Genomic DNA, 22,209 nt, shown 5'->3' with positions numbered 1-22,209 from the left:
CCTATGACTCGCCTTGCCCGCCTGAGCCTCGCCAACCGCGCTGTGGTGGCGTTGGCCACGCTGATCCTCATCGTGGCGGGGGTCTTTTCCACCACGTCGCTGAAGCAGGAGCTCATTCCGTCCTTGGAGGTCCCGCTCGCAGTGGTGGTGACGCCTCTTCCGGGTGCTGCGCCGGACGTGGTCGAGCGGCAGGTGACCGAGGTGGTGGAGGGCGCCGTCAGCGGTGTGGAGGGTCTGGAGGGGACCGAGTCGACCAGCAGCAACAGCCTGTCGGTCGTGTCGGTGGAACTGGCCTACGGCACGGACATGGAGGCTGCCCAGCAGGACCTGGAACAGGCCGTTTCCGGCGCGGGCAGCGGTCTTCCCGCTGAAGTCACACCGTCGGTGATCACCGGGAGCATCGACCAGCTTCCGGTGGTGCAGCTGGCGGTGGCTGCCCCGGAGCTGGACGAGCAGGAGCTCGTGACCCGGGTGGAGGAAGAGATCCTTCCGCAGTTGCGCGGGGTGGAGGGATTGCGTGAGGTCACCCTGTCCGGTGCGCGGGAGATGCGCGTGGAGGTCGTCCCGGATCCGGCTGCCATGGCGGCCGCGGGAATCGGTTTCGACGCTGTGAGCTCGGCACTGCAAGCCAATGGTGTGGTCATCCCGGCCGGCACGGTCACCGACGGGCAGCGCAGCCTGAACGTGGTGGTGGGCGAGCGGCTCTCCTCGGTGCAGGACATCGCCGCGATCGCGCTGCCCGCCGCCAACCCCTCCGGTGCACCGGTCGCGCTGGGCGACGTGGCTACGGTCGAGCAGGCGGCGGTCGCCGCCACCTCGTATGCGCGGACGAACGGTCAGGCGAGCATCGCCCTGGCGATCACCAAGACTCCGGACGGCAACACCGTCAGCGTCTCCCACGACGTGCGGAATCTGATCCCGGGGATGGAGGCGGCGCTGGGTGAAGGTGCTGCGGTCGACGTGGTTTTCGACCAGGCACCGTTCATCGAGAAGTCCATCGAGGACCTGAGCACCGAGGGCCTCCTCGGTCTGATCTTCGCAGTGATCGTGATCATGCTCTTCCTGCTGTCGCTCCGGTCCACGCTGGTCACGGCGATATCGATCCCGCTGTCGTTGCTCATTGCGATGACCGGGCTGTTGGTCGGTGGATACTCGCTGAACATCCTGACCCTCGGGGCACTGACGGTCGCGGTCGGGCGGGTCGTGGACGACTCCATCGTCGTGATCGAGAACATCAAACGCCACCTCGGTTACGGGGAGGCCAAGGCGCAGGCGATCCTGGCCGCGGTGCGTGAGGTCGCCGGCGCCGTGACATCGTCCACGATCACGACCGCGGCGGTGTTCGTGCCGATCGGGATCGTCGGAGGTCAGGTCGGTGAGCTGTTCCGGCCCTTCGCCTTCACCGTCGCTGTGGCGCTACTGGCCTCGCTGCTCGTCTCCTTGACCATCATCCCGGTGCTGGCCTACTGGTTCCTGCGCGCCCCGGCCGACCACGCGCGCACCGCTGTGGACCGAGACCGGGTCGAGCAGCGAGAACGCCGCGGACTCCTCCAGCGCAGCTACCTGCCAGTGCTTCGGGGAGCGCTTGCCCACCCGGTGATCACCTTGGTCATCGCGACCGCCGTGCTCGGCGGGACCGTCGCAGCCGCACCGCGGCTGGAAACCAACTTCATCGGCGACGCGGGGCAGAACACCCTCAGCGTCAACCAGCAGCTGCCGGCCGGGACCAGTCTGGAAGTCACCGACGCCGCCGCACGGAAGGTCGAGGACGTCATTGCTGATCTGGAGGGGGTCGAGACGTACCAGGTGACCGTCGGCTCGGGTGGAGACGGACTGGAGACCGCCTTCCTGGGTGGCGGCGGGGGGTCCAACACGGCCACCTTCTCGATCACCACCGACCTGGACGCCGACCAGGCCCGCGTCGAGCAGGATCTTCGTGCCGCGATCACGGACCTGGACGATGCCGGCGAGCTCACCGTGACCACCGGCCAGGCCGGGTTCGGGCTGCCCCCGGTAGAGGTCGTGGTCCGCGCCGTCGACGACCAGACCCTTCGCGAGGCCGCAGACCTGGTCGCCGTTGCCATGGCGGACGTCCGCGGTACGACCGACGTCGTGAACAACCTGGCCTCGGACGCACCAGCCCTCCAGATCCAGGTTGACCGTGAGGCGGCCGTCCAGGCCGGCACGAGTGAGAGCGAGATCGGGCAGGCGATGGCTGGGCTGCTGCGCGGTGCGCCGATCGGTCAGGCGGACATCGGCGGACGCACGACCGACGTCGTGATGCTCCTGGGCCAGGCGCCCGCCGACGTACAGGCACTGCGCGCCACCGCGATCCCCACCGCCACCGGGATCGTCCCCCTGGGGCAGGTCGCAGAGGTGAGCGAGGTCCAGCAGCCCACCAACCTCACCCGCCAGGATGGGGTGCGCACCGCCACGGTGACCGCCACCGCGACCGATCAGAACCTTGGAGGGATCACCACCAGGCTGCAGGAACAGCTCGACGCCCTCGACCTGCCCGAGGGCGCAGAAGCCGAGATCGCGGGCGTCAGCGCGGAGCAGCAGTCCGCGTTCGACGACCTCTATCTCGCGCTGCTGGCATCCATCGCCATCGTCTACCTGGTGATGGTCGCCACGTTCCGCTCCCTGCTTCAGCCGGTCATACTCCTGGTGTCGGTGCCGTTCGCCGCCACCGGCGCGGTGGCATTGCTGCTCCTCACCGGCACACCTCTGGGTGTGCCGTCGATGATCGGGCTGCTCATGCTCGTCGGCATCGTCGTCACCAACGCGATCGTGCTCATCGATCTGATCAACCAGAACCGCGAGCAGGGCCTGAGTGTCCTCAACGCGGTGATCGAAGGCTCCCGCTACCGGCTGCGGCCGATCCTGATGACGGCGGCGGCGACCATCGGTGCCCTGACCCCGATGGCACTGGGACTGACAGGCGGCAGCGTGTTCATCTCCCAGCCGCTGGCACTGGTGGTCATCGGCGGACTGACCACCTCCACCCTTCTGACGCTGGTGCTCGTCCCAGTCCTGTACAACTTGACCGAACGCGCCAGCACGGCCCTGCGTGAGCGGCGCGGCCGCCGCCGGGGTACCCTCCCGGCCTGACCGTGGCCATGCCGAAGTCTCACCGGGTGGGAGGAAGCCGAAGTGACCGATGGGAATCGCATGAACGTCGTCGCCCCGGGCGCCGCGCATCGCCACGGCGGAGCGACCGCGACGGTGCTTGACGACCTCTCCAAGAAGTACAGGTGGACTTCAAATACCGTGCGCTACGGGCGGGATTCAGTGGCGGGTGACCGACCTGACGTCATGGGGCCGGCCCCCGCCGCGGATGGGTATGTGTGTTCATCCGGCGACGCATAGGGACTCCGATCGTGGAGGCCCGCCCCCGACGCGTTGCCCGGCTTGGACTGGCTCGGCGAGCTAGATGTACTGCCCCGCCAGGTTGGGTACGCGGTCGGCGGGTGAGGCGCCTTTGAGGGCGGTGTGGCCGCGGTGGTGATTGTAGTGATGGAGGAAGTCGGGGTAGGCGGCGGTGCGTTCGGCCTCTGAGGTGTAGGGGCGGGCGTAGGCCCACTCCTCGAGCAGGATCCGGTTGAACCGTTCGACCTTGCCGTTGGTCTGGGGCCGGTAGGGGCGGGTGTACTTGTGGGTGATCCCGGCCTTGCCGAGCAGGGTGTTGAAGACGTTCGAGCGGTACGCCGAGCCGTTGTCCGTCATCACCCTGGCCACCGTGACCCCGCTCGCGGTGAAGTGCTCCAGCGCGCGGGTCATGAAGGCGGTGACGGTCTCCTTCGTCTCGTCGGTCAGGATCTCGGAGTAGACCACCCGGGAGTGATCGTCGACGGCGTGGTGGAGGTAGGCGTAGCCCAGGGCCCGACCGCCGCCGACGTCGTGCTTGTGGTTGTTGCGCCTCCCGGCAGCCCGGCCGAGGACGCGGTGTCCGCCGCCGTCGGGGATGCGGCCGAGCTTCTTGATGTCGACATGGACCAGGTCGCCGGGCGCCTCGTGCTCGTAGCGCACGACCTTGCGGCGCTGGGCCCGGACCGGGGCACCGGTGGCCGGGTCGGTCCAGCGCAGCGGCGGGCAGGCGTACCGGATCAGGATCCGGTGGACCGTGGAGACGTTCAGACCCAGGTGGTACGCGATCCGGTGCGGGCCCCACCGCCGGCTCACCCGCAGCCCGATCACCCGGTGCTCGGTGCGGACCCGGGTGCGGTGCGGACACTGCCGGGGCCGGCTCGACCGGTCGACCATGCCGGCCTCGCCGAGCTCGCGGTAGCGCGTGGCCCACCGCTGCGCGCAGGTCACCGAGACCCCAAAGCGTTCCGCCGCCCGGCGCAACGGCCAGCCCTCCTCCACGACGCACCGGGCCAGGCGCAGACGACCCGTCGGGGTCAGCGGGGCGTTAGCGTGGGACACGAGGACCTCCTGGGTTCGGTGTAGATGCCTTCGACAGCTCCACACCTACCCGGAGGTCCTCACTCGTTCACAACAGGCACGCCGACGTGTCCACAACCTCCCGGGTCAGTACAGCTAGAGCGTGTACGGCGTCTCCACCGCGGTGCGAGTACGGCGTCTACCGCGGTGGACGGGCCTGCCCGAGTTCGGTTCACCCGTTGGCCTCGACCACGGTCCTCCACCAGCCCCCGGACCGGTCCAGACCGGTTCGCCTCCGAGACTGCCCTTCCGGGCGACCGGATCAGGACGGCGCCAGGGTTGCCTTCTGACAAGGGGTTCCATCTACTTCTGCGGCCACGCTCACCACGCCGGCGGATCAGAGCTCCGTCGCTGCGGCAGTCCGCGGAGCAACCAGTCGACGAGCTCAGTGACGTACTGCGGCAAGGTCTGGGCGATCTGGTCTTTGGATGGGCGGCCAGGCGCGATGATCGTGTGGAAGACGATCGCCCCTTCGAGCGCTTCCAGGAACTGGGCAGAGGATGTACCGATGGGCATCTCACCTTCGGCGACGGCCTGCTCGAGCCGGCCCATCAGAGCGAGCACCCCTCGGTTAAGGCTCTCGTTCTGGATGTCGGCGTACTCCTCTGGATTTGCCACCGCAGCCGAGATGATCGCCGCCATGGTGGCCCCCTGCTCGCCCAGAAAGAGGGCCGCCCGGGCGACCGCGTATTCGACGAGGTAGTCGCGGATCGGGAGCGACGGGTCCGCCGGGTTGACGTGCCGGGTCTCGAAGTCGCGAACTGCGTCCAGGAGCAACTCGCGCTTGTCCTTCCACCGCAGGTAGATCGACGACTTTCCGACTCCAGCGTGCTGGGCGACGGCGTCCAGACTGAGTCCTGCCCAGCCCCTCTGGCCGAACAGCTCGAGGGCGGACCGGTAAGCGCGTTCTTCGGTGTCGGCGTGCCGTGGACGCCCGGGGCCGCGGCGGGCTGGCGGCGAGTCGTCAGGGAGAAGTGTCATCGCTCCCGCCCTCTCACTAGACCGTAATATCCTGGCTCGAGAGCCACACACCTCATTCTCGGGTGGTAGTGCTCTCCCAGCCGCCTCCACTTGGCGCGACGGTGGCTCTCAGTATGACCCGCTATAGGTGGAAAAGGTCCAAAACCACGGTGTGAGCGACACGGCGGCGGTGCTCGGGGCCAGCGTCCGTGTCGTCTGCAGCTGGCGGGACATGCCGACCTTCTTGCAAACGGATACGTACTTCCCTGGTGACGGACAGTTGCTCTCCGCGTCTGTGGCCATGGACGGGTCGTGTCGCTCCGACGTAGGCGTCCCTCCGGAGATTCGCTCGAGGTCTTCGAGCACTACGAGGAGGTTCGACCTGAGGGATGCCGGCCGCGAATGATCGACGGGTACCTTCCCAAGGTGGACGAGTGGGTCAAGCGCGGTAACGGCAAGGGGTGCGCGGACGTGATCCGCTCCCGCGTCGTGGCCCACCGGGGCCGAGCCGACCATCCCGCCCACGGTCGCGCAGGCCAAGGCCCCGTGGTGCACCGGGGCCGAGCCCACCATCCCGCCCACGGTCGCGCAGGCCAAGGCCCCGTGGTGCACCGGGGCCGAGCCGACCATCCCGCCCACGGTCGCGCAGGCCGAGGCCCCTGGCGGGCCGGGCACCGCCCGACGTACCGGCCGTGGATCACCGAGCCGGGCTGTGCCGCAGCCCAACAGGGCAACGGCCAAGGGTCGCAGGCCCGGACGAGACTCTGCGGCGGACCGTTCTGTTCTACCCGGCTGGGTACTCGCGAGGTTCGGACGAGGGCCTGGACCGTCCTAGAGGCTGCGTGCGTGGGTTCGCACCCTGGCGGCGCCGCTCGTGCGCCGTTGGACGATGCCCTGGGCGCGGCGCAGGGCGTCAGCCGCTCGCCGCCGGTCGCGTTCCTGGGCGAGAGTGTGGGGCGAGGAGCCGAGCGGAGCGGGGTTGGTGATGGCGTGTCGGTCGCGGTAGGCGGCGACGACGGCGACCTCGGCCAGCCAACGTTCGCGGTCGCCGGCACTGTGCGGCCGGTCACCGATGCGCCCCACCCAGGGTGCCCGGTCGCGGATGGCGGCCTCTGCGAGGGTGCGGGCGCGGGTCTCGATGAGTTGGCGGCGTTCGGTCAGGGCGCGGGCGGCGTCGGTGGGCAGCGGCCCGTTCGCGGCGGGGATGAGTCCGGCGATGAGGTCCGGGGTCGTGCCGGGTGCGGGTCGGCGGGTGGCTCGGGCGAGGCGGGTGGTGAGGACGGCGGCGATGTCGTCGGCGTCGAGCAGGGTGCGTTGGGCGGCCAGGCGTGGGAGGAGGGTGTCGAGGTCGTGGTGGTGGGCTTCGGCGCGGCGCAGCTCTGCGGTGAGGACGGCAAAGGTCTCCGAGGAGGTGACCTGGGCGGTCTCGGCCGGGGTGAGCCCGCCGGCGCGGGTGAGGGTGTCGGTGACGAGCCGGGTCCAGCGGTCGTGTTGGGCGGTGGTGGCGATGGTCTCGTACTCGGCGGCGAGCTGGGCGATGCCGGTCCACTTCTCTTGCTCGGCGGTGATAGTCTGGTGTGCGGAGAGCTCGAACCCGGAGTGGTTGAGCACCCCGAACAACACGGTCCGCGCGGAGGTGCCGGCCTCGGCTGGAGTGGCGTGGAGGGGGTCGGGCTGGTCGAGGGCGACGTAGGCGGTGTTGGCGTGGCGGCCGCGGGTCATGGACACGTACAGGTTCTCCCGGGTCGTCGACGGCGAGACGACGACGTGGGCGGTGTCGACCGTCAGGCCCTGGGCGCGGTGGGCGGTGACGGCGTAGCCGAGGTCGACGTGCCGGGCGACGTACCCGGCCGGCAGCCTCACCCTCGCGCCCCCGCCGAGCAGGCAGACATCGAGTGTGCCGCCTGGTCCGACGTGGGTGACGGTCCACCGGTCGCCGTTACGGACCCAGGTGCCGGGGCCGGTGTGCAGGCGGCGGTCGTTTCGGCGCGTGATGACCACATCGCCCACGGATGCGCGGGCCTCCTCGCGCAGCCCCACCTCGCCCCGTGTGGACGTCAAGCCCGACTGGATGCGTTCGGCGCGGGCGCGCTCGTTGAGCTGCCGCACGGACTCCGCGGCCTCGGTCACCAGAATGGACGATACCCCCGTCTGCAGGTCGTGCTGCCACGCCTGGTAGGCGGCGTCGATCATCGCCTCGGTGGTCCCCTCGACGATCCGGCCATGGCTGTCGTAGGCGTCGATCGCGGTCGGGTCGCCGTCGCGCAGGCCGAGGGAGGCGTCTTTCTCCCAGACGTGGACGAAGCGCCGCACCTCCACCAGCCGGGCCAGGTCGCCGCCGCGGACCGCGGTGAGCATGTTGAACGCGCCGCCGGCGTCGACGGACTGCAGCTGCGCCGGGTCCCCGACGAGCACGACCTTCGCCCCCACCTCGGCGGCGCGGGTGACGATAACCTCCAGGGTGCGGGTAGAGGCCAGGGTGGCCTCGTCCAGGATGACGAGCTCGCCCGGGCGGAAGTCCGCCCTACCGCGCCGGTGGTCGTACACCCACTTGGCGGTGTTGTCGCACCCGATCCCGATGTCCTCGGCGAGCACCTGCGCGGCGGCCGCCGACGGCGCCATCCCCACCACCGACCCGGGCCCGTGCACCTCGGTCCAGGCACCGGCCAGGCCGGCCATCGCAGTGGACTTCCCGGTCCCGGCCGGACCAACCAACAGGTCCAGGCGCCGCCCCGACGTGAGGACGTTGGCGAGGGCGGCGGCCTGCTCCCCGTCGACCACCACACCGTCACCCCGGCCGCCCGGCACGGCCTCGACGATGTGTTGCGGGGCGACGAGCGCCGCGTCGCGGTCCTCGGCCAGGGCGAGCAGCCGGTCCTCCGCGCCGAGCAGCCGCAAGCTCGAGTAGTACGTCGAGTGCCGGGGCCGCAGGGTGCTGGTGCCGTCACCCCACCGCATCCCCGCCGGGGTGGATGCGACGTCGGCCGGGGTGAGCGGGACCGACCGCCGGATGGCGGCGTCGGTGATGAGCGCGACCGCCTGTTCGCGGTCCGCGGCGGTGGCGAAGCGCCAGGCCATCGTGCGGCGCGAGGCCTCGGCCCACAGGTTCCAGTGCCGCCAGGTCGACCGCCGCTCCGACACGCCATCCACGACATCGGCGGCGGCCTGGTCAATCAGGAACATCGGCACCGACTCCCCGGTCAGCGCCCGCGCTGGCTCACGGGTGGTGGTGAGGGTGCGTGCCCACACGGTGGGGTCGCCGCCCACCAGGTCCCGCGCGCGTGCCCGCCACTCGGCCGTCAGCTCGGCAAGTGCCCGGATGGACTTCTCGGGGCGGGTGTCCAGGGTGGCCTCCGCGCGCAGCCGTACGATCCGCCTGTCCGTGGGGCGGTGCCCGTGCTCGGCCACGTAGGCGGCGATCCTCGCGTCGGTCGCGACGTCGATGGCCCGGGCCCGGCTGGAGAACGCGGCGATCAGGTCTTCGCCGACACCTTGGATCTCCCACTGGCCGGTGCGGTCCTCGCCCCGCTGGCGCCGCTCCCACGACAGCCCGAACGTGCCCGTGAGCCGGTCCGCGAGGACGGCGTTGTAGTGCTCAGACAAGGCGACGATCGCGTGGTGGACCGCCCGCGAGTCCAGGGTCCGCCACCGCCCGTCATGGGCGGCCATCACCTTGTTCGACACCACCACGTGGGTGTGGAGCTGCGGGTCGTTCGCCCGCGAGTCCCAATGGTCATACGCCGTCGCGGCGACACCGACGACCGGCACCTGTCCGATCCCGGCGTGCCCGGTGCGGGTGGCCGCAACCTCCCGCTCGAACAGGTCGAGCACCTGCGCGACGGCGGCGTGATGGGCCTCGACGATCAACTCCTTAGTGTTCGCGTCCGCCAGACCCCACAGCACCGACACCGACTTCGGCACCGAGAACGTCAGATCGAACCCCGCCGTCGCGGTCTGCGATCCGCGCGCGTACTGCTCGGCCCGGATGCGGGTCACCTCGGCGTCGAACTCCCCCGCCGGCAGGGCCCGGTCCACCCGCGCGGTCAGCGCCGCGGTCCGCTCCGCCACGCTCGGGTACTCCCGGAACGGCCGGCCCAGGCTCGCCCCGGTGACCGGGTCGCTCCCGCGCCCCAACAGCGTCTGCAGCTGCTCCGGTGTCACCGCCATCCCCGGGCGCAGCTCCCCAGCCCCGAAGAACACCACCCCGTTGCCCAGCCACACCCCCGGCGGGGTACCCGCCTCGGTGAAGTACCGCGTAAACCCGGCCGCCTGGACGGCGTCGCCGTCTCCCTGCACCACCGAGCGGAGCAGATACCCGTACCCCTTGCCCGCCGAGACCACCCGCATCGAGACCGTCACACCCACCAGGTGCGCGACCCAATCCACCTCGGGTGCCAGAGGTGTGGAGACCGCAACCACGGGCCGTCTCGAACCACCCCGACCGAGTGGCCGAAGACCCGTAGGCGTCCAGCGGGGGGTCGACTCCGTCACCGTGTCTTCGGTCGGCCCCGGACGTCCGGAGACGCGGTGGCTTGGCCTCTGGCGTCGTGGGCACACCTGATAGTCGAACAGCCCTTCCCGGACGCTGTCGCCGGCATGGGCGCGCTGGTCGACGAGCTACCACAGGGCGCGAAGAGAGGAGGGAACTTAGGTCAGGTCGCCAACTCACGCCGACCTTCTCCCCGTACGCACCCTGACCTGGGCCGATATGTCCCGCCATGGTGCGTACGGGGTGCGTACGGGGTGCGTACGGGGTCATGCCCCCGTACGTTCTCGGCAACGCACCCACGCGAGAGTAAGACCCATGCAACCCGCGATCACACACGTGAGCCGGACGCCGGCAACGCGATACACGCCGACCACGGCAACCGCGGGGGAAGAGAGCGGTGGTGAGGACTCCTCACGACCGCGGACACGCCGCCGCCGCGCAGACGACCCGTTTCAGTGGAGCCGGCACCTCGGGTGAAGTGAGCGGTGGTGACGACTCGTCACGACCGCAGACGCGGCCAGCATCCCCGGGTTAGGTGCGCTTCGGTGAAGACGGCACCTCGGGGGAAGAGAGCGGTGGTGAGGACTCCTTTCACCACCACGTCCGGCGTTCGCTTCTCGTCGTTGCTGCTGTCAGGAGGAGCGAGTGACTCGACATTTCGGTGGGCACCGGGGCGGGTGCTGCCGCGTGACCCTGAAAGACGAGACGCCGGGCGCCACTTTCACCGCGTCGTCGGGATCTTGATGACGAGCGCCCGGCGGAGCTCCTCGAGGTCGACCCGGATGACGCGACCGACCTTGTACCCGGTGACCGTGCCGTCGGCGATGCGTCGCCGGATCGTCTTGGTGCAGACGCTGAACTCTGCTGCGGCGTCGGAGAGCGCGACGAGCTTGCCGCTCGGCACCCGCGTGGTCGCCCGCCGGTTCGTGCTCATCTGCTGCTCCTGGTGGTGTGGACCGCACCGTCACTCCGTCACATCTGAGGTGTGCGCCCCTGCCCCTTCGGGCCCTCCCTGTCCGCCTGAGCCCACCGACCGCGTAACCCCTTCGACGCCCGTCGCACGCCGAGCACGCCGCTGGGCGAGCTCGTCGGTGAAGGCGGCCCCCACCTTCTCCGCGATGGCGTGGCGACGTTCCTCGTCACCGATGTGCTGATAGCGCAGCGCGATGGTGGGGTTCTTGTGGCCCGCGATCGCCATGAGCTCAGCCAACGTCGCACCCGAACGGGCGGCCCACGTCAGCGCCGTGTGCCGCAGGTCGTGGATGTGTAGGTCGTCCAGTCCCAGCTGCTGGCGCACGGTCTGCCAGTTCGACTCGACGACGGACGCGTGCAGCACCGCGCCTTTCCGTCCGACGAAGACGAAGCCGTCGTCACCGGGCTGTGCGTGCTTCTCGAGGTGAGCCTGCAGGATCGGCACGACGAACGACGGGATGGCGACGTCCCTCCGGGATGCCTTCGTCTTGGGTTCTCCGATCTCGTTGAACCTGCCACGGACCCGGTTGTTGGCCGCGGTCCCCCGTACCTGCACGACGGCGCGTGCCGGGTCGTCCAGGTCTAGGTGCCGGCGCCGCAATGCCCGCAGCTCACCGTGACGCAGCCCGGTGGTCGCCGCCAACGGCACCAGTGCTGCCAGGTAGTCCGGCATCAGCTCGTGCAACGTCCACATCTGCTCCGGTGTCAGCACCACGGGCTCGTGGACGGCGTCGTACCGCAGTGCCCCCTTGACGCGGGCCGGCGAGGTTTCAAGGAGGTCGTGGTCGACGGCGTCGTTCAGCACCGAGGACAGCACCTGGTAGGCGGAGAACGCCGCGCCACGACCTTCGCCTCTGCGCTGTGCGGCCCTGGCCTCGGCGGCCAGCTGCGCCCGCATCTTTGTGTACCAGTTGGTGATGTCCAGCCGCGACAGGTCCCGCAGCGGGATGTCTCCGAGATCGGGCAGCACGCGTCTGCGCAGTGTCTGCTCGTACCGATAGCGGGTCGAGGGGCGCAGCTGTTTGCCGGCGATCGATCGCTCCGCCCACTCGGCGAACGTGATCCCGCGCTGGGCAGCCAGCCGCGCGCGGCGCTCCCGGTCGCGCGGTGGGGTCCACAGGTCGCGGTCGATCAGGAGCCGCTCGGCGTTGAGCCAGGCCTCGGCGGCCATCTTGTCGCCGAAGTTGCGCGAGTGGCGCATCAGGTCGGGCCCGGTGTAGCGGGCGCGCCAGCCGGTGACCGCTCCAGCCTGCTGGCTCCTGCGTCGCTCCAGCTCGCCGAAGGTCCGCTTTCGTCCTTGCTTCTCGGTCATGGGTGTGCCTCCACCCATCAGGTGTCCCGCCCGGACCTCCTCTGGTGGGGGAATCGCACACCCGACAGCGCCGACGATCTGGGCTCCGGCCTGCGCAGACGGACTGAAATCCGTGGGGGAACTGTGGGGGAATGACGTGCCCTGAGAGGGCCTTTCAGTCCACCTGGGTCCTCGACGGAAAAGTCTGTCGTCGCAGGTCAGGCGGCATCTCCGCTGATCTGGCGATCAGCGGGACACCGCGAAAAATCTCAGACGTTGAAGCCGAGCGCCCTCAGCTGCTCGCGGCCGATGGGGGTGATCTTCTCCGGGCCCCACGGCGGCATCCAGACCCAGTTGATCCGCTGACCGGTGACGAGGCCCTCGAGCGCCACGGCGGCCTGGTCCTCGATGACGTCGGTCAGCGGGCAGGCCGCCGAGGTCAGCGTCATGTCGATGATCGCCTCGTTGTTCTGGTCCACGGTGACGCCGTAGACGAGGCCCAGGTCGACGACGTTGATGCCGAGCTCGGGGTCGATGACGTCGCGCAGGGCCTCCTCGACGTCCGCGGCGGTGGTGGGCGACGGGCCGGCCGCCGTGGGGTTGGTGGTCTCGGTCATGAGTCCTCCTTCTGGGTGGACGGCTCGGCCGTCAGGGCGTGGGCGAGCGCGTCGCGCAGGGCCATCCAGCCCAGCAGCGCGCACTTGATGCGGGCGGGGTAGCGCGCCACCCCGGTGAGGGCGGCGGCGTCCTCGAGGGACTCCTGCCGCTCGGGCTCGAGCGGGACGCCGCGACCGTGCATGAGGTCGCGGAAGGTCTCGCCCAGCCGGTCGGTGGTGGCCACGTCCTGGCCGGTGACCAGCCCGGTGAGGATGGACAGCGAGGCCTGGGAGATCGAGCAGCCCTGTCCGACCCAGCCGACCTCGGCGATGCGCGGGGTCGAGGTGGAGTGGTCCATGCGCACGCGCAGGGTCACCTCGTCCCCGCAGGTGGGGTTGACCTGGAAGGACTGGCCGTCGAAGGGCTCGATCTCCCCCGTGCCGTGCCGGGCGCGCGAGTGGTCGAGGATGACCTGCTGGTAGAGCTGCTCCATCGCGTCAGCCATGGTCCACCCCGAAGAAGTGACGGACCCGCCCGAGGGCCTCGACGAAGATCTCGATCTCCTCGGCGGTGGTGTACACCCCGGCCGAGGCCCGGGCGCTGGAGGGCACCCCGAGCCGGCGGTGGACGGGCTGGGCGCAGTGGTGCCCGACCCGCACGGCGATGCCGGAGTCGTCGAGGAGCTGCCCGACGTCGTGCGGGTGCACGCCGTCGACGGTGAAGGAGACGACGGCGAGCCGGTCGGCGGCGTCGGCGGGCCCGATGACACGCACCCCGGGGACGGACGCGACGCCGTCGAGCAGCAGCCGGGTGAGCCCGGCCTCGTGCTCGGCGACGGCGGCCATGCCCAGCTCGGCGAGGTAGCCCGCGGCGGCGCCGAGCCCGACGGCCTGGGCGACCATCTGCGTGCCGGCCTCGAACCGCGCCGGGGCCTCGGCGTACGTCGAGGACTCCATCGTCACGACCTGCACCATCGACCCGCCGGTGAGGACCGGCGGCATGGCGGCGAGGAGCTCGCGCCGGCCGTAGAGGACACCGACCCCGGTGGGGCCGAGCATCTTGTGCCCGGAGAAGGCGGCGAGGTCGACGTCGAGGGCCCGCAGGTCGACCGGCAGGTGCGGGACGGACTGGCAGGCGTCGAGGACGACCAGTGCGCCGACCGCCCGGGCGAGGGCGACGACGTCGCCCACGGGGCTCACGGCGCCGGTGACGTTGGAGGCGTGGGTCAGCGCCACGACCCTCGTCCGCTCGGTGATGACGCCGTAGGTGGCCGGGTCGAGCCGCCCGTCGTCGGTCAGCCCGATCCAGCGCAGGGTCGCCCCGGTGCGGGCGCACAGCTCCTGCCACGGCACGAGGTTGGCGTGGTGCTCGGCCTCGGTGACGACGATCTCGTCCCCGGGCCCCACGGCGAGGCGCCGGGCGGCCTCTCCCCCGCGGCCGAGCGAGGCGTTGGAGATGGCGTAGGTGACGACGTTGAGCGCCTCGGTGGCGTTCTTGGTCCACACGATCTCGTCGGGGTCGGCCCCGACGAACGCCGCGACGGCGGCCCGGGCGCCCTCGAAGGCCTCGGTGGCCTCCTCGGCGAGGGCGTGCGCACCGCGGTGGACGGCGGCGTTGTGCCGCTCGTAGAACTCGGTCTCGGCGTCGATGACGCACTGCGGCTTCTGCGCGGTCGCGGCGCTGTCGAGGTAGACGAGCGGGCGCTCGCGCACGGTGCGCCCGAGCACCGGGAAGTCGGCGCGGACGGCCGCCAGCTCCGCCGCGCTCAGGGAGCGGGCGGGGCCGGCGGCCTCACGGCCGGCCAGGGAGGTCCCGGCTGTCATGGCGTGGTCAGACCCTTCAGACGGCGGGGGTGAGGAAGCGGTCGTAGCCCTCGGCCTCGAGCCGCTCGGCGAGCTCGGGGCCACCCTGCTCGGCGATGCGGCCGTCGACGAAGACGTGGACGAAGTCGGGCTTGATGTAGTTGAGGATGCGCGTGTAGTGGGTGATGAGCATGACGCCCAGCCCGGTGGCGGCGTGCACCCGGTTGACGCCCTCGGAGACCACGCGCAGGGCGTCGACGTCCAGGCCGGAGTCGGTCTCGTCGAGGATGGCGAACTTGGGCGCGAGGAGCTCCATCTGGAGGATCTCGTGACGCTTCTTCTCACCGCCGGAGAAGCCGTGGTTGACGTCGCGCTGGGCGAACTCGGGGTCCATGCGGAGCTTGGTCATGGCGTCCTTGACGTCGCCGACCCACTTGCGCAGCGCCGGGGCCTCGCCGGAGATGGCGGTCCGGGCGGTGCGCAGGAAGTTCGAGACGGTCACGCCGGGGACCTCGACGGGGTACTGCATGGCGAGGAACATGCCGGCGCGGGCGCGCTCGTCGACGCTCATCTCCAGGACGTTCTCCCCGTCGAGGAGGACCTCGCCGTCGGTGACGGTGTACTTCGGGTGCCCGGCGATGGAGTACGCCAGGGTGGACTTGCCGGAGCCGTTGGGGCCCATGATGGCGTGGATCTCGCCGGAGGAGATGGTCAGGTCGACGCCGCGCAGGATCGGCTTGGGGCCGTCGTTGGTCTCGACGCTGACGTGGAGGTTCTTGATCTCAAGGGTGGACATGCGTCTCTTCTCTTCTCTTCGTGGCGGTCAGCGGGCGGGGACGTCGACGGGGGCGTCGACGTCGACCAGCACACGCGGACCGTCCAGGGTCACGGGGTAGACGGGCACCGGCTGGGTGGCCGGCAGGCTCAGGGGTCGGCCGGTGCGCAGGTCGAAGGTCGACCCGTGCAGCCAGCACTCGATCGCGCAGCCCTCGACCTCGCCGTCCGAGAGGCTCACCTGCCCGTGGGAGCAGATGTCGGAGATGGCGTGGAAGTCGCCGTCCTCGTCGCGCACGAGCGCGACGGGGAGGCTCCTGCCGTCGGTGTCCTCGAGGTCGAGGCGCATGGCCTCTCCGGGCTCGAGGTCGCCGGTGTCGCAGGCGTGCTGGGCGCTCATCGGGCGGCGGCCTCCATGGTCTTGTCGAGCTCGGCCTCGATGGCCTCCATGAGTCGCTCCTGGACGAGCGGGACGCCGATCTGGTTGATGAGCTCGGCGAAGAAGCCGCGCACGACGAGGCGGCGGGCGTCGGCCTCGGGGATGCCGCGCGAGCGCAGGTAGAACAGCTGCTCGTCGTCGAAGCGGCCCGTGGCGCTGGCGTGCCCGGCCCCCTCGATCTCGCCGGTCTCGATCTCCAGGTTCGGCACCGAGTCCGCCCGCGCACCCTCGGTCAGGACGAGGTTGCGGTTGAGCTCGTAGGTGTCGGTGCCCTCGGCCTCCTTGCGGATGAGGACGTCGCCCACCCACACCGAGTGCGCGGCGTCGCCCTGCAGGGCGCCCTTGTAGGTGGCGCGGGACTTGCAGCTCGGGACCGCGTGGTCGACGAAGAGCCGGTGCTCCTGGTGCTGGCCGGCGTCGGTGAAGTACAGGCCGAGGAGCTCCACGTCGGCCCCGGGCGCGGTGAACGCCGCGTCGGTGGTGACCCGGACGACGTCGCCGCCGAGGGTGACGATGATGTGCCGCAGGTGCGCGTCGCGGCCCATGCGGATCCGGTGCGCGGCCAGGTGCACGGCGCCCTCGGCCCAGTCCTGGATGGAGACCAGGGTGAGGTGGGCGCCGTCGCGGACGTCGACCTCGACGGTCTGGGCGAGCTCGGCGGTGCCGGCGTGGTCCAGGACCACGAGGGACTCGGAGAGCTCCTCGGCGACGACGAGCAGGTGCTCGGCGGCCGGGTCGGCGCTGTCGCCGTTGACCGCGAGGTAGGTGTGCCGCCCGCCGGTGTACCCGCGCGGGACGGTGACGACGGTGGCCTCGCCGAAGGACTCCCAGGCGGCGGCCGCCACCCGGTCGCCCGGGGCGCCGGTCACGCCCAGGCGGGGGTCGTCACGCCCGACCCGCTCGAGGGTCACGGCGTCGTCCTTCTCCGCGGTGACCACGGGCCCGGCGCCGCTGAGGTCGCCGGCGAAGAGCCGCTGGAGACGGTCGACCGGGCTGAAGCGCCAGTCCTCCTCGCGCCCGGTGGGCACGACGAAGTCGGCGAGCGCGAACGAGCTCTTCCGGTCCGCGCGGGAGGCCTCGGGGGTGCCGCCGCGGCCGTGGCTGTGCGCGCCGTCGGCGACGGCCCGGGAGTGGTCGGTGGTCAGGTTCTCGGTGGTCGCGGTCATCAGCCGACGGCCCCTTCCATCTGCAGCTCGATGAGGCGGTTGAGCTCGAGGGCGTACTCCATGGGGAGCTCGCGGGCGATCGGCTCGACGAACCCGCGCACGATCATCGCCATGGCCTCGGACTCGGGCATGCCCCGGGACATGAGGTAGAACAGCTGGTCCTCGCTCACCTTCGAGACGGTGGCCTCGTGGCCCATCTCGACGTCGTCGACACGCACGTCGACGTAGGGGTAGGTGTCCGAGCGGGAGATCTGGTCCACGAGCAGGGCGTCGCACAGGACGTTGGACTTGCTGTGCGTGGCGCCCTCGAGGACCTGGACGAGGCCGCGGTAGGACGCGCGGCCGCCGCTGCGGGCCACCGACTTCGACACGATCGAGGACGACGTGTTCGGCGCGAGGTGAACCATCTTGGAGCCGGTGTCCTGGTGCTGGCCCTCGCCGGCGAAGGCGATGGACAGCGTCTCCCCGCGGGCGTGCTCACCCATGAGGTAGACGGCCGGGTACTTCATGGTGACCTTGGAGCCGATGTTCCCGTCGATCCACTCCATGGTGCCGCCGGCCTCGACCGTGGCCCGCTTGGTGACGAGGTTGTACACGTTGGTCGACCAGTTCTGGATGGTCGTGTACCGCACCCGGGCGTCCTTCTTGACGACGATCTCCACCACCGCGGAGTGCAGGGAGTCCGAGTCGTAGATCGGCGCGGTGCAGCCCTCGACGTAGTGCACGTAGGAGCCCTCGTCGGCGATGATGAGCGTCCGCTCGAACTGGCCCATGTTCTCGGTGTTGATCCGGAAGTAGGCCTGCAGCGGGATCTCGACGTGCACGCCCTTGGGGACGTAGACGAACGAGCCGCCGGACCACACCGCGGTGTTGAGCGAGGCGAACTTGTTGTCACCGGCGGGGATGACCGAGCCGAAGTACTCCTCGAAGATCTCGGGGTGCTCGCGCAGCCCGGTGTCGGTGTCGAGGAAGAGCACGCCCTTGGCCTCGAGGTCCTCACGGATCTGGTGGTAGACCACCTCGGACTCGTACTGCGCGGCGACGCCGGCGACGAGGCGCTGCTTCTCCGCCTCGGGGATGCCGAGCCGGTCGTAGGTGTTCTTGATGTCCTCGGGCAGGTCCTCCCAGCTGGTGGCCTGCTTCTCCGTGGACCGCACGAAGTACTTGATGTTGTCGAAGTCGATGCCGGAGAGGTCGGCGCCCCAGCTGGGCATGGGCTTCTTGTCGAAGAGGCTCAGCGCCTTGAGCCGGCGCTTGGTCATCCACTCCGGCTCGTCCTTCAGGGCGGAGATGTTCCGCACGACGTCGGCGTCGACGCCGCGACGCGCGTTCATGCCGGCCTCGTCGGCGTCGTGCCAGCCGAACTTGTAGTTGCCGATGGAGGCGATCGTCTCGTCCTGGGTCATCGGCGCGGCCGTGACCTCCTGCTGGGTGGGACTGGTCATCAGTTTCCTTCCGTGACGTCGCCGGTCGGCGGCGTGGTGGTCCGGGCTGCCTCCTGCGCGCCGCTCACCCGGGTGGTGCGCGGCCGGACGGCGGTCAGAGGGACGTGGGTGGTGCAGACGTGGCCGCCGCCCGCGAGGGTGGCCAGGCGCTGGACGTGCACGCCCAGCAGGCGCGAGAAGGCCTGGGTCTCGGCCTCGCACAGCTGGGGGAACTCCTCGGCGACGTCCTGCACCGGGCAGTGGCCCTGGCACAGCTGCAGGGCCAGCCCCGCGGTGCCGGCGGAGCGGGTGGTGGCGGCGTAGCCGTCCGAGGTCAGGGCGTCGGCCAGGGCGTGGACCCGCTCGGCGGGGGCCGGGCCGGCGGCCTCCAGGATCGAGGCGTAGCGCTTCTCGAGCTCTCCCACCCGCGAGGCGGCGAACGCCTCGACGGCGTCGGCCCCGGCCACCTGGCGGAGGAACCCCAGGGCGTGGGTGGCGAGGTCGGAGTACGCGTCGGACAGGACCGCTCGCCCGGCGTCGGTGGCCACGTAGTGGCGCGCGGGCCGCCCCCGGCCGCGGGCGCCGAGGCCGGTGGGGTCGTGCACGACCACCTGTCCGTGGTCCTCGAGGTGGGTGATGTGGCGGCGGACCGCCGCGGGCGTCAGGTGCAGCACGCGGGCGAGCGTGGCGGCGCTGACGGGACCCTGCTCGACGACGAGCTCGAGCACCCGCTCGCGGGTCGAGGCCTCGCCGTCGTGCGGCGCGACGGGACGTGACTCCGGGACGCTCATGGGCGCAGACCTCCCCTCGACGGCGTGTGGTGCTTCGACGTGCGGCGCGTTCACGGACGACACCCCAATAGGAAACATTGTCGTGCCTTAAATGGATCGAGGCAAGCAAGGCGACCCTCACCTGGCCGTGCGGTCCGTCACCGGCCCGGCCCCCGCCTACTCTGGGCCCGTGCCCGCCCTCGACCCCGCCGCCGGCGACGTCCTCCGGCCCGCCCCGGACACGCCCGCGCCCGCCCCGGCGGGCACGGGCGCCCCGTCGTCGCGCCCGGGCGTCCCACCGGCGGGCCTGTCATCGAGCACGAGCGCCCCACCGGTGGGCGCGGGCTCCCCCGCCCCGCCCGCCGCCGCGCTGCGGGTGCGTGGCCTGCGCAAGACGTACGGCCCGCGTGAGGTCGTGCGCGGCCTCGACCTCACGGCGGCCGCCGGGCACATCACCGCCGTGCTGGGCCCCAACGGCGCGGGCAAGACCACCACGGTGGAGTGCTGCGAGGGTCTGCGCCGGCCCGACGGCGGGACCGTGGAGGTCCTCGGGCTCGACCGCAGCGCCCCCGGCGCGGGCGCCCAGCTGCGCGAACGGGTGGGCGTCATGCTCCAGGACGGCGGCCTGCCGATGGCCCCGCGCGCCGGGGCGGTTCTCGCCCACGTGGCGGCCCTCCACGCCGACCCGGTCGACACCGCCGCCCTGCTCGCCCGGCTCGGCCTGACCGACGTCACCCGGACCCCCGTGCGGCGCCTGTCCGGCGGTCAGCGCCAGCGCCTCGCCCTCGCCGTCGCCGTGGTGGGACGGGCCGAGCTGGTCTTCCTCGACGAGCCGTCCGCCGGTCTGGACCCCCAGTCGCGACTGGCCGTGTGGGACCTGCTGCGCGAGCTGCGCGCCGGCGGCACCTCGATCGTCCTGACCACCCACCTCATGACCGAGGCCGAGGAGCTGGCCGACCACGTCGTCGTCATCGACGACGGGCGCGTCATCGCCGAGGGCACCCCGGCCGAGCTCACCGGCGGCTCCCAGGTGGTGGTGACGCCGCCCCCGGGCACGGCGGTCGAGGACGTGCAACGCGCGCTCGGGGCCCTGCCGGGGGCGGGGGTGACCGTGGCCGGGGGCCAGGTCCGGGTGGCCGTCGCGGGGCCGCTGGACGCGGGCACCCTCTCCGCCGTCACGGCGGCGCTGGTCGCGGCGGGCCTCGGCGCAGCCGGGGTCACGGTGCACCGCCGGACCCTCGAGGACACCTTCCTCGACCTGACCGGTCGCCGGCTGCGGGAGGAGGAGCGATGAGCGCCCCGACCGTGCCCGTGCGGGTCTCCGCGCGCCGGGCCCTCGCCCAGCTGCGGTTCGAGACCGCGGCCGTGCTGCGCAACGGCGAGCAGCTCCTGCTCACCTTCGTCATGCCGGTCATCGCCCTCGTCCTGCTCGTGGGCACCGAGGTCGTGGCCCTGCCGGGCGAGACCCGGCACCCGGCGGCGCTGGCCGGCGCGCTCGCCCTGGCCGTCGCCTCCACGGCGTTCACCTCGCAGGCGATCGCGGTGGCCTTCGACCGGCGGTGGGGCGTCATGCGGATGCTGGCCACCACCCCGCTCGGTCCGCGCGGGCTGCTCGCGGGCAAGCTCGGCGCGGTGCTGGCCGTCCTGGCGGTCCAGGTCCTCGTGCTCGCGCTCACGGCGGTCGTGCTGGGCTGGCGCCCGGGCCTCGACCCCGGTGCCGTCGCCGGGACGGCGCTGCTGCTCACGCTCGGGGCGGCCGCGTTCGTGGCGCTGGCGATGCTCGTCGGCGGGACGCTGCGGCCCGAGGCGGTGCTCGCCGTCGCCAACCTCCTGTGGGTGCTCATGGCGGCCGGCGGGGGCCTGCTCACCCCGCTCGGCGCGCTGCCCGGGCCGCTGCCGGCCGTCGTCGCCGTGCTGCCCTCCGGGGCGCTCGGCGAGGGGCTGCGCACGCTCGCCACCGCCGGCACGCTCAACCTCGGTGCGGTCGCCGTGCTCGCCGTCTGGGCGGTCGTCGGGGGCGCGCTGGCGGCGCGGTGGTTCCGGTGGGACTGACCCGGTGCCGCCGTACCCTGGTGCCGTGAGCTCCGCGACCGACGCCACCCGCCGCACCGCCCCCCGGCCCGGGCGCGACGCCCGTGACACGCGGGTGGACCGCCTCACGTGGGGGCTGGCGGTGGCCAACCTCCTCGCCCAGGTGGGGATCATCATCACCGGCGGAGCGGTCCGGCTGACCGGCTCCGGCCTGGGCTGCTCGCAGTGGCCCCTGTGCGAGCCCGGCTCGTTCACCCCCGTCTTCCACGAGGCGACGTCGATCCACCCCTACATCGAGTTCGGCAACCGCACGCTCACCGGGGTGCTCTCCGTCATCGCCGTGGCGCTGCTGTGGGCGGTCTACCGCCGCGAGCCCACCGCCTCGCGGCCCGCGGTGCGCCGCCTCGCGTGGTGGCCGCTGGCCGGGATCGCCCTGCAGGCGGTCGTCGGCGGGATCACCGTGTGGGTGGACCTGCACCCGGCCGTCGTCGGCTCGCACATGCTCATCTCGCTCGCCCTCGTGGCGCTGTCGACCTACCTCCTCGTGCGGCTGCGCTCGGCCGACGCGCCCGTCGTGGCCCTCGCCCCGCCGTCGCTGCGGTGGTGGCCCCTGGCCCTGGCGGTCCTCGCCGCCGCCGTGGTCACCCTCGGCACCGTCGTCACCGGCGCGGGCCCGCACTCGGGCGACGCCGACGAGCCGTCGCGGCTCGCGCTGGACCCCTACCTCGTCACCCGGCTCCACTCGGGGGCGGTGTGGCTGTTCGTCGGGGTCGCCGTCGCGGGCGGGGTCCTGCTGCGCCGGGCGGGCGACCGCCCCGAGCTGGGCCCGGCGCGCCGCGCCTGGACGTGGCTCCTCGCCGCCGTCGCCGCGGAGGGTGTCATCGGCTACGTCCAGCACTTCACGGGGCTTCCCGAGGTGCTGGTGGGCCTGCACATGCTCGGCGCGGCACTGGTGGTCGTGGCCACGACGGCGGTGTGCTCGGCGATGTACTCCCGCGAGCCGGTGGCGGCCGCGGTGCGCTGAGCGCCGAGCGCACCAGGCGCGCGT

17 protein-coding genes are annotated in these 22,209 nt (G+C 71.7%); 4 read left to right on the top strand and 13 right to left on the bottom strand.

The features are described 5' to 3' along the window. The first annotated feature begins 3 nt into the window (after nt 1-3). The gene (locus AAEM63_RS06015) at nt 4-3,111 is read left to right on the top strand and encodes an efflux RND transporter permease subunit (protein WP_341360719.1); all 3,108 of its coding nucleotides are present in this window, start codon (nt 4-6) and stop codon (nt 3,109-3,111) included. A gap of 318 nt (nt 3,112-3,429) precedes the next feature. Here AAEM63_RS06015 and AAEM63_RS06010 read toward each other — a convergent pair whose 3' ends face one another. The 13 genes from AAEM63_RS06010 to AAEM63_RS05950 form a co-directional block, all read right to left on the bottom strand. After that, nucleotides 3,430-4,428, bottom strand: a complete 999-nt coding sequence (locus AAEM63_RS06010) for an IS481 family transposase (RefSeq protein WP_341360718.1) — start codon at nt 4,426-4,428, stop codon at nt 3,430-3,432. Between the two features lie 339 nt (nt 4,429-4,767). Then, nucleotides 4,768-5,427 (bottom strand): TetR/AcrR family transcriptional regulator, encoded by a 660-nt coding sequence (locus AAEM63_RS06005; RefSeq protein WP_341360717.1) that lies wholly within the window; start codon nt 5,425-5,427, stop codon nt 4,768-4,770. Between the two features lie 810 nt (nt 5,428-6,237). Next, nucleotides 6,238-9,792 (bottom strand): MobF family relaxase, encoded by a 3,555-nt coding sequence (mobF, locus tag AAEM63_RS06000; protein WP_341360716.1) that lies wholly within the window; start codon nt 9,790-9,792, stop codon nt 6,238-6,240. Nucleotides 9,793-10,616: 824 nt separating this feature from the next. Beyond that, nucleotides 10,617-10,829 (bottom strand): DNA-binding protein, encoded by a 213-nt coding sequence (locus AAEM63_RS05995; protein WP_341360715.1) that lies wholly within the window; start codon nt 10,827-10,829, stop codon nt 10,617-10,619. 30 nt (nt 10,830-10,859) lie between these two features. Then, the gene (locus AAEM63_RS05990) at nt 10,860-12,179 is read right to left on the bottom strand and encodes a site-specific integrase (RefSeq protein WP_341360714.1); all 1,320 of its coding nucleotides are present in this window, start codon (nt 12,177-12,179) and stop codon (nt 10,860-10,862) included. Nucleotides 12,180-12,427: 248 nt separating this feature from the next. After that, nucleotides 12,428-12,775: a metal-sulfur cluster assembly factor gene (locus tag AAEM63_RS05985; RefSeq protein ID WP_123917943.1), complete on the bottom strand. Its 348-nt coding sequence runs from the start codon at nt 12,773-12,775 to the stop codon at nt 12,428-12,430. Next, complete coding sequence (gene sufU, locus AAEM63_RS05980; RefSeq protein WP_341360713.1) at nt 12,772-13,260, bottom strand: Fe-S cluster assembly sulfur transfer protein SufU; 489 nt, start codon at nt 13,258-13,260, stop codon at nt 12,772-12,774. Before sufU ends, AAEM63_RS05985 begins: the two co-directional genes overlap by 4 nt. Next, nucleotides 13,253-14,578, bottom strand: coding sequence for a cysteine desulfurase (locus AAEM63_RS05975; RefSeq protein ID WP_341360712.1), 1,326 nt, complete (start codon nt 14,576-14,578; stop codon nt 13,253-13,255). The genes sufU and AAEM63_RS05975 overlap by 8 nt, the downstream gene beginning before the upstream one ends. 16 nt (nt 14,579-14,594) lie before the next feature. Continuing rightward, nucleotides 14,595-15,353 (bottom strand): Fe-S cluster assembly ATPase SufC, encoded by a 759-nt coding sequence (sufC, locus tag AAEM63_RS05970; RefSeq protein WP_341360711.1) that lies wholly within the window; start codon nt 15,351-15,353, stop codon nt 14,595-14,597. Between the two features lie 27 nt (nt 15,354-15,380). Next, on the bottom strand, nt 15,381-15,731 hold the full coding sequence (locus AAEM63_RS05965) for a non-heme iron oxygenase ferredoxin subunit (RefSeq protein ID WP_341360710.1): 351 nt from the start codon (nt 15,729-15,731) through the stop codon (nt 15,381-15,383). Next, nucleotides 15,728-16,936 (bottom strand): Fe-S cluster assembly protein SufD, encoded by a 1,209-nt coding sequence (gene sufD, locus AAEM63_RS05960; protein ID WP_341360709.1) that lies wholly within the window; start codon nt 16,934-16,936, stop codon nt 15,728-15,730. The genes AAEM63_RS05965 and sufD overlap by 4 nt, the downstream gene beginning before the upstream one ends. Continuing rightward, nucleotides 16,936-18,381 carry a Fe-S cluster assembly protein SufB gene (sufB, locus tag AAEM63_RS05955; protein WP_341360708.1) on the bottom strand — a complete coding sequence of 482 codons (1,446 nt, stop codon included), beginning with the start codon at nt 18,379-18,381 and terminating at the stop codon, nt 16,936-16,938. Before sufB ends, sufD begins: the two co-directional genes overlap by 1 nt. After that, nucleotides 18,381-19,151 carry a winged helix-turn-helix transcriptional regulator gene (locus AAEM63_RS05950; protein ID WP_341360707.1) on the bottom strand — a complete coding sequence of 257 codons (771 nt, stop codon included), beginning with the start codon at nt 19,149-19,151 and terminating at the stop codon, nt 18,381-18,383. The genes sufB and AAEM63_RS05950 overlap by 1 nt, the downstream gene beginning before the upstream one ends. Before the next feature lie 313 nt (nt 19,152-19,464). Here AAEM63_RS05950 and AAEM63_RS05945 point away from each other — a divergent pair, with 313 nt between their 5' ends. From AAEM63_RS05945 to AAEM63_RS05935, 3 genes are read left to right on the top strand one after another with little or no spacing between them, the layout of a single operon-like run. Next, complete coding sequence (locus AAEM63_RS05945; RefSeq protein WP_341361319.1) at nt 19,465-20,424, top strand: ABC transporter ATP-binding protein; 960 nt, start codon at nt 19,465-19,467, stop codon at nt 20,422-20,424. Then, nucleotides 20,421-21,182 (top strand): ABC transporter permease, encoded by a 762-nt coding sequence (locus AAEM63_RS05940; protein WP_341360706.1) that lies wholly within the window; start codon nt 20,421-20,423, stop codon nt 21,180-21,182. The genes AAEM63_RS05945 and AAEM63_RS05940 overlap by 4 nt, the downstream gene beginning before the upstream one ends. A 25-nt stretch (nt 21,183-21,207) precedes the next feature. Beyond that, a complete protein-coding gene (locus AAEM63_RS05935) occupies nt 21,208-22,185 on the top strand; it encodes a COX15/CtaA family protein (RefSeq protein WP_341360705.1) in 978 nt (325 codons plus the stop codon). Nucleotides 22,186-22,209: the final 24 nt, after the last annotated feature.

This window comes from Georgenia sp. M64, from assembly GCF_038049925.1.
Lineage (GTDB): Bacteria > Actinomycetota > Actinomycetes > Actinomycetales > Actinomycetaceae > Georgenia.
This window is presented reverse-complemented; position numbering and strand designations above follow the sequence as displayed.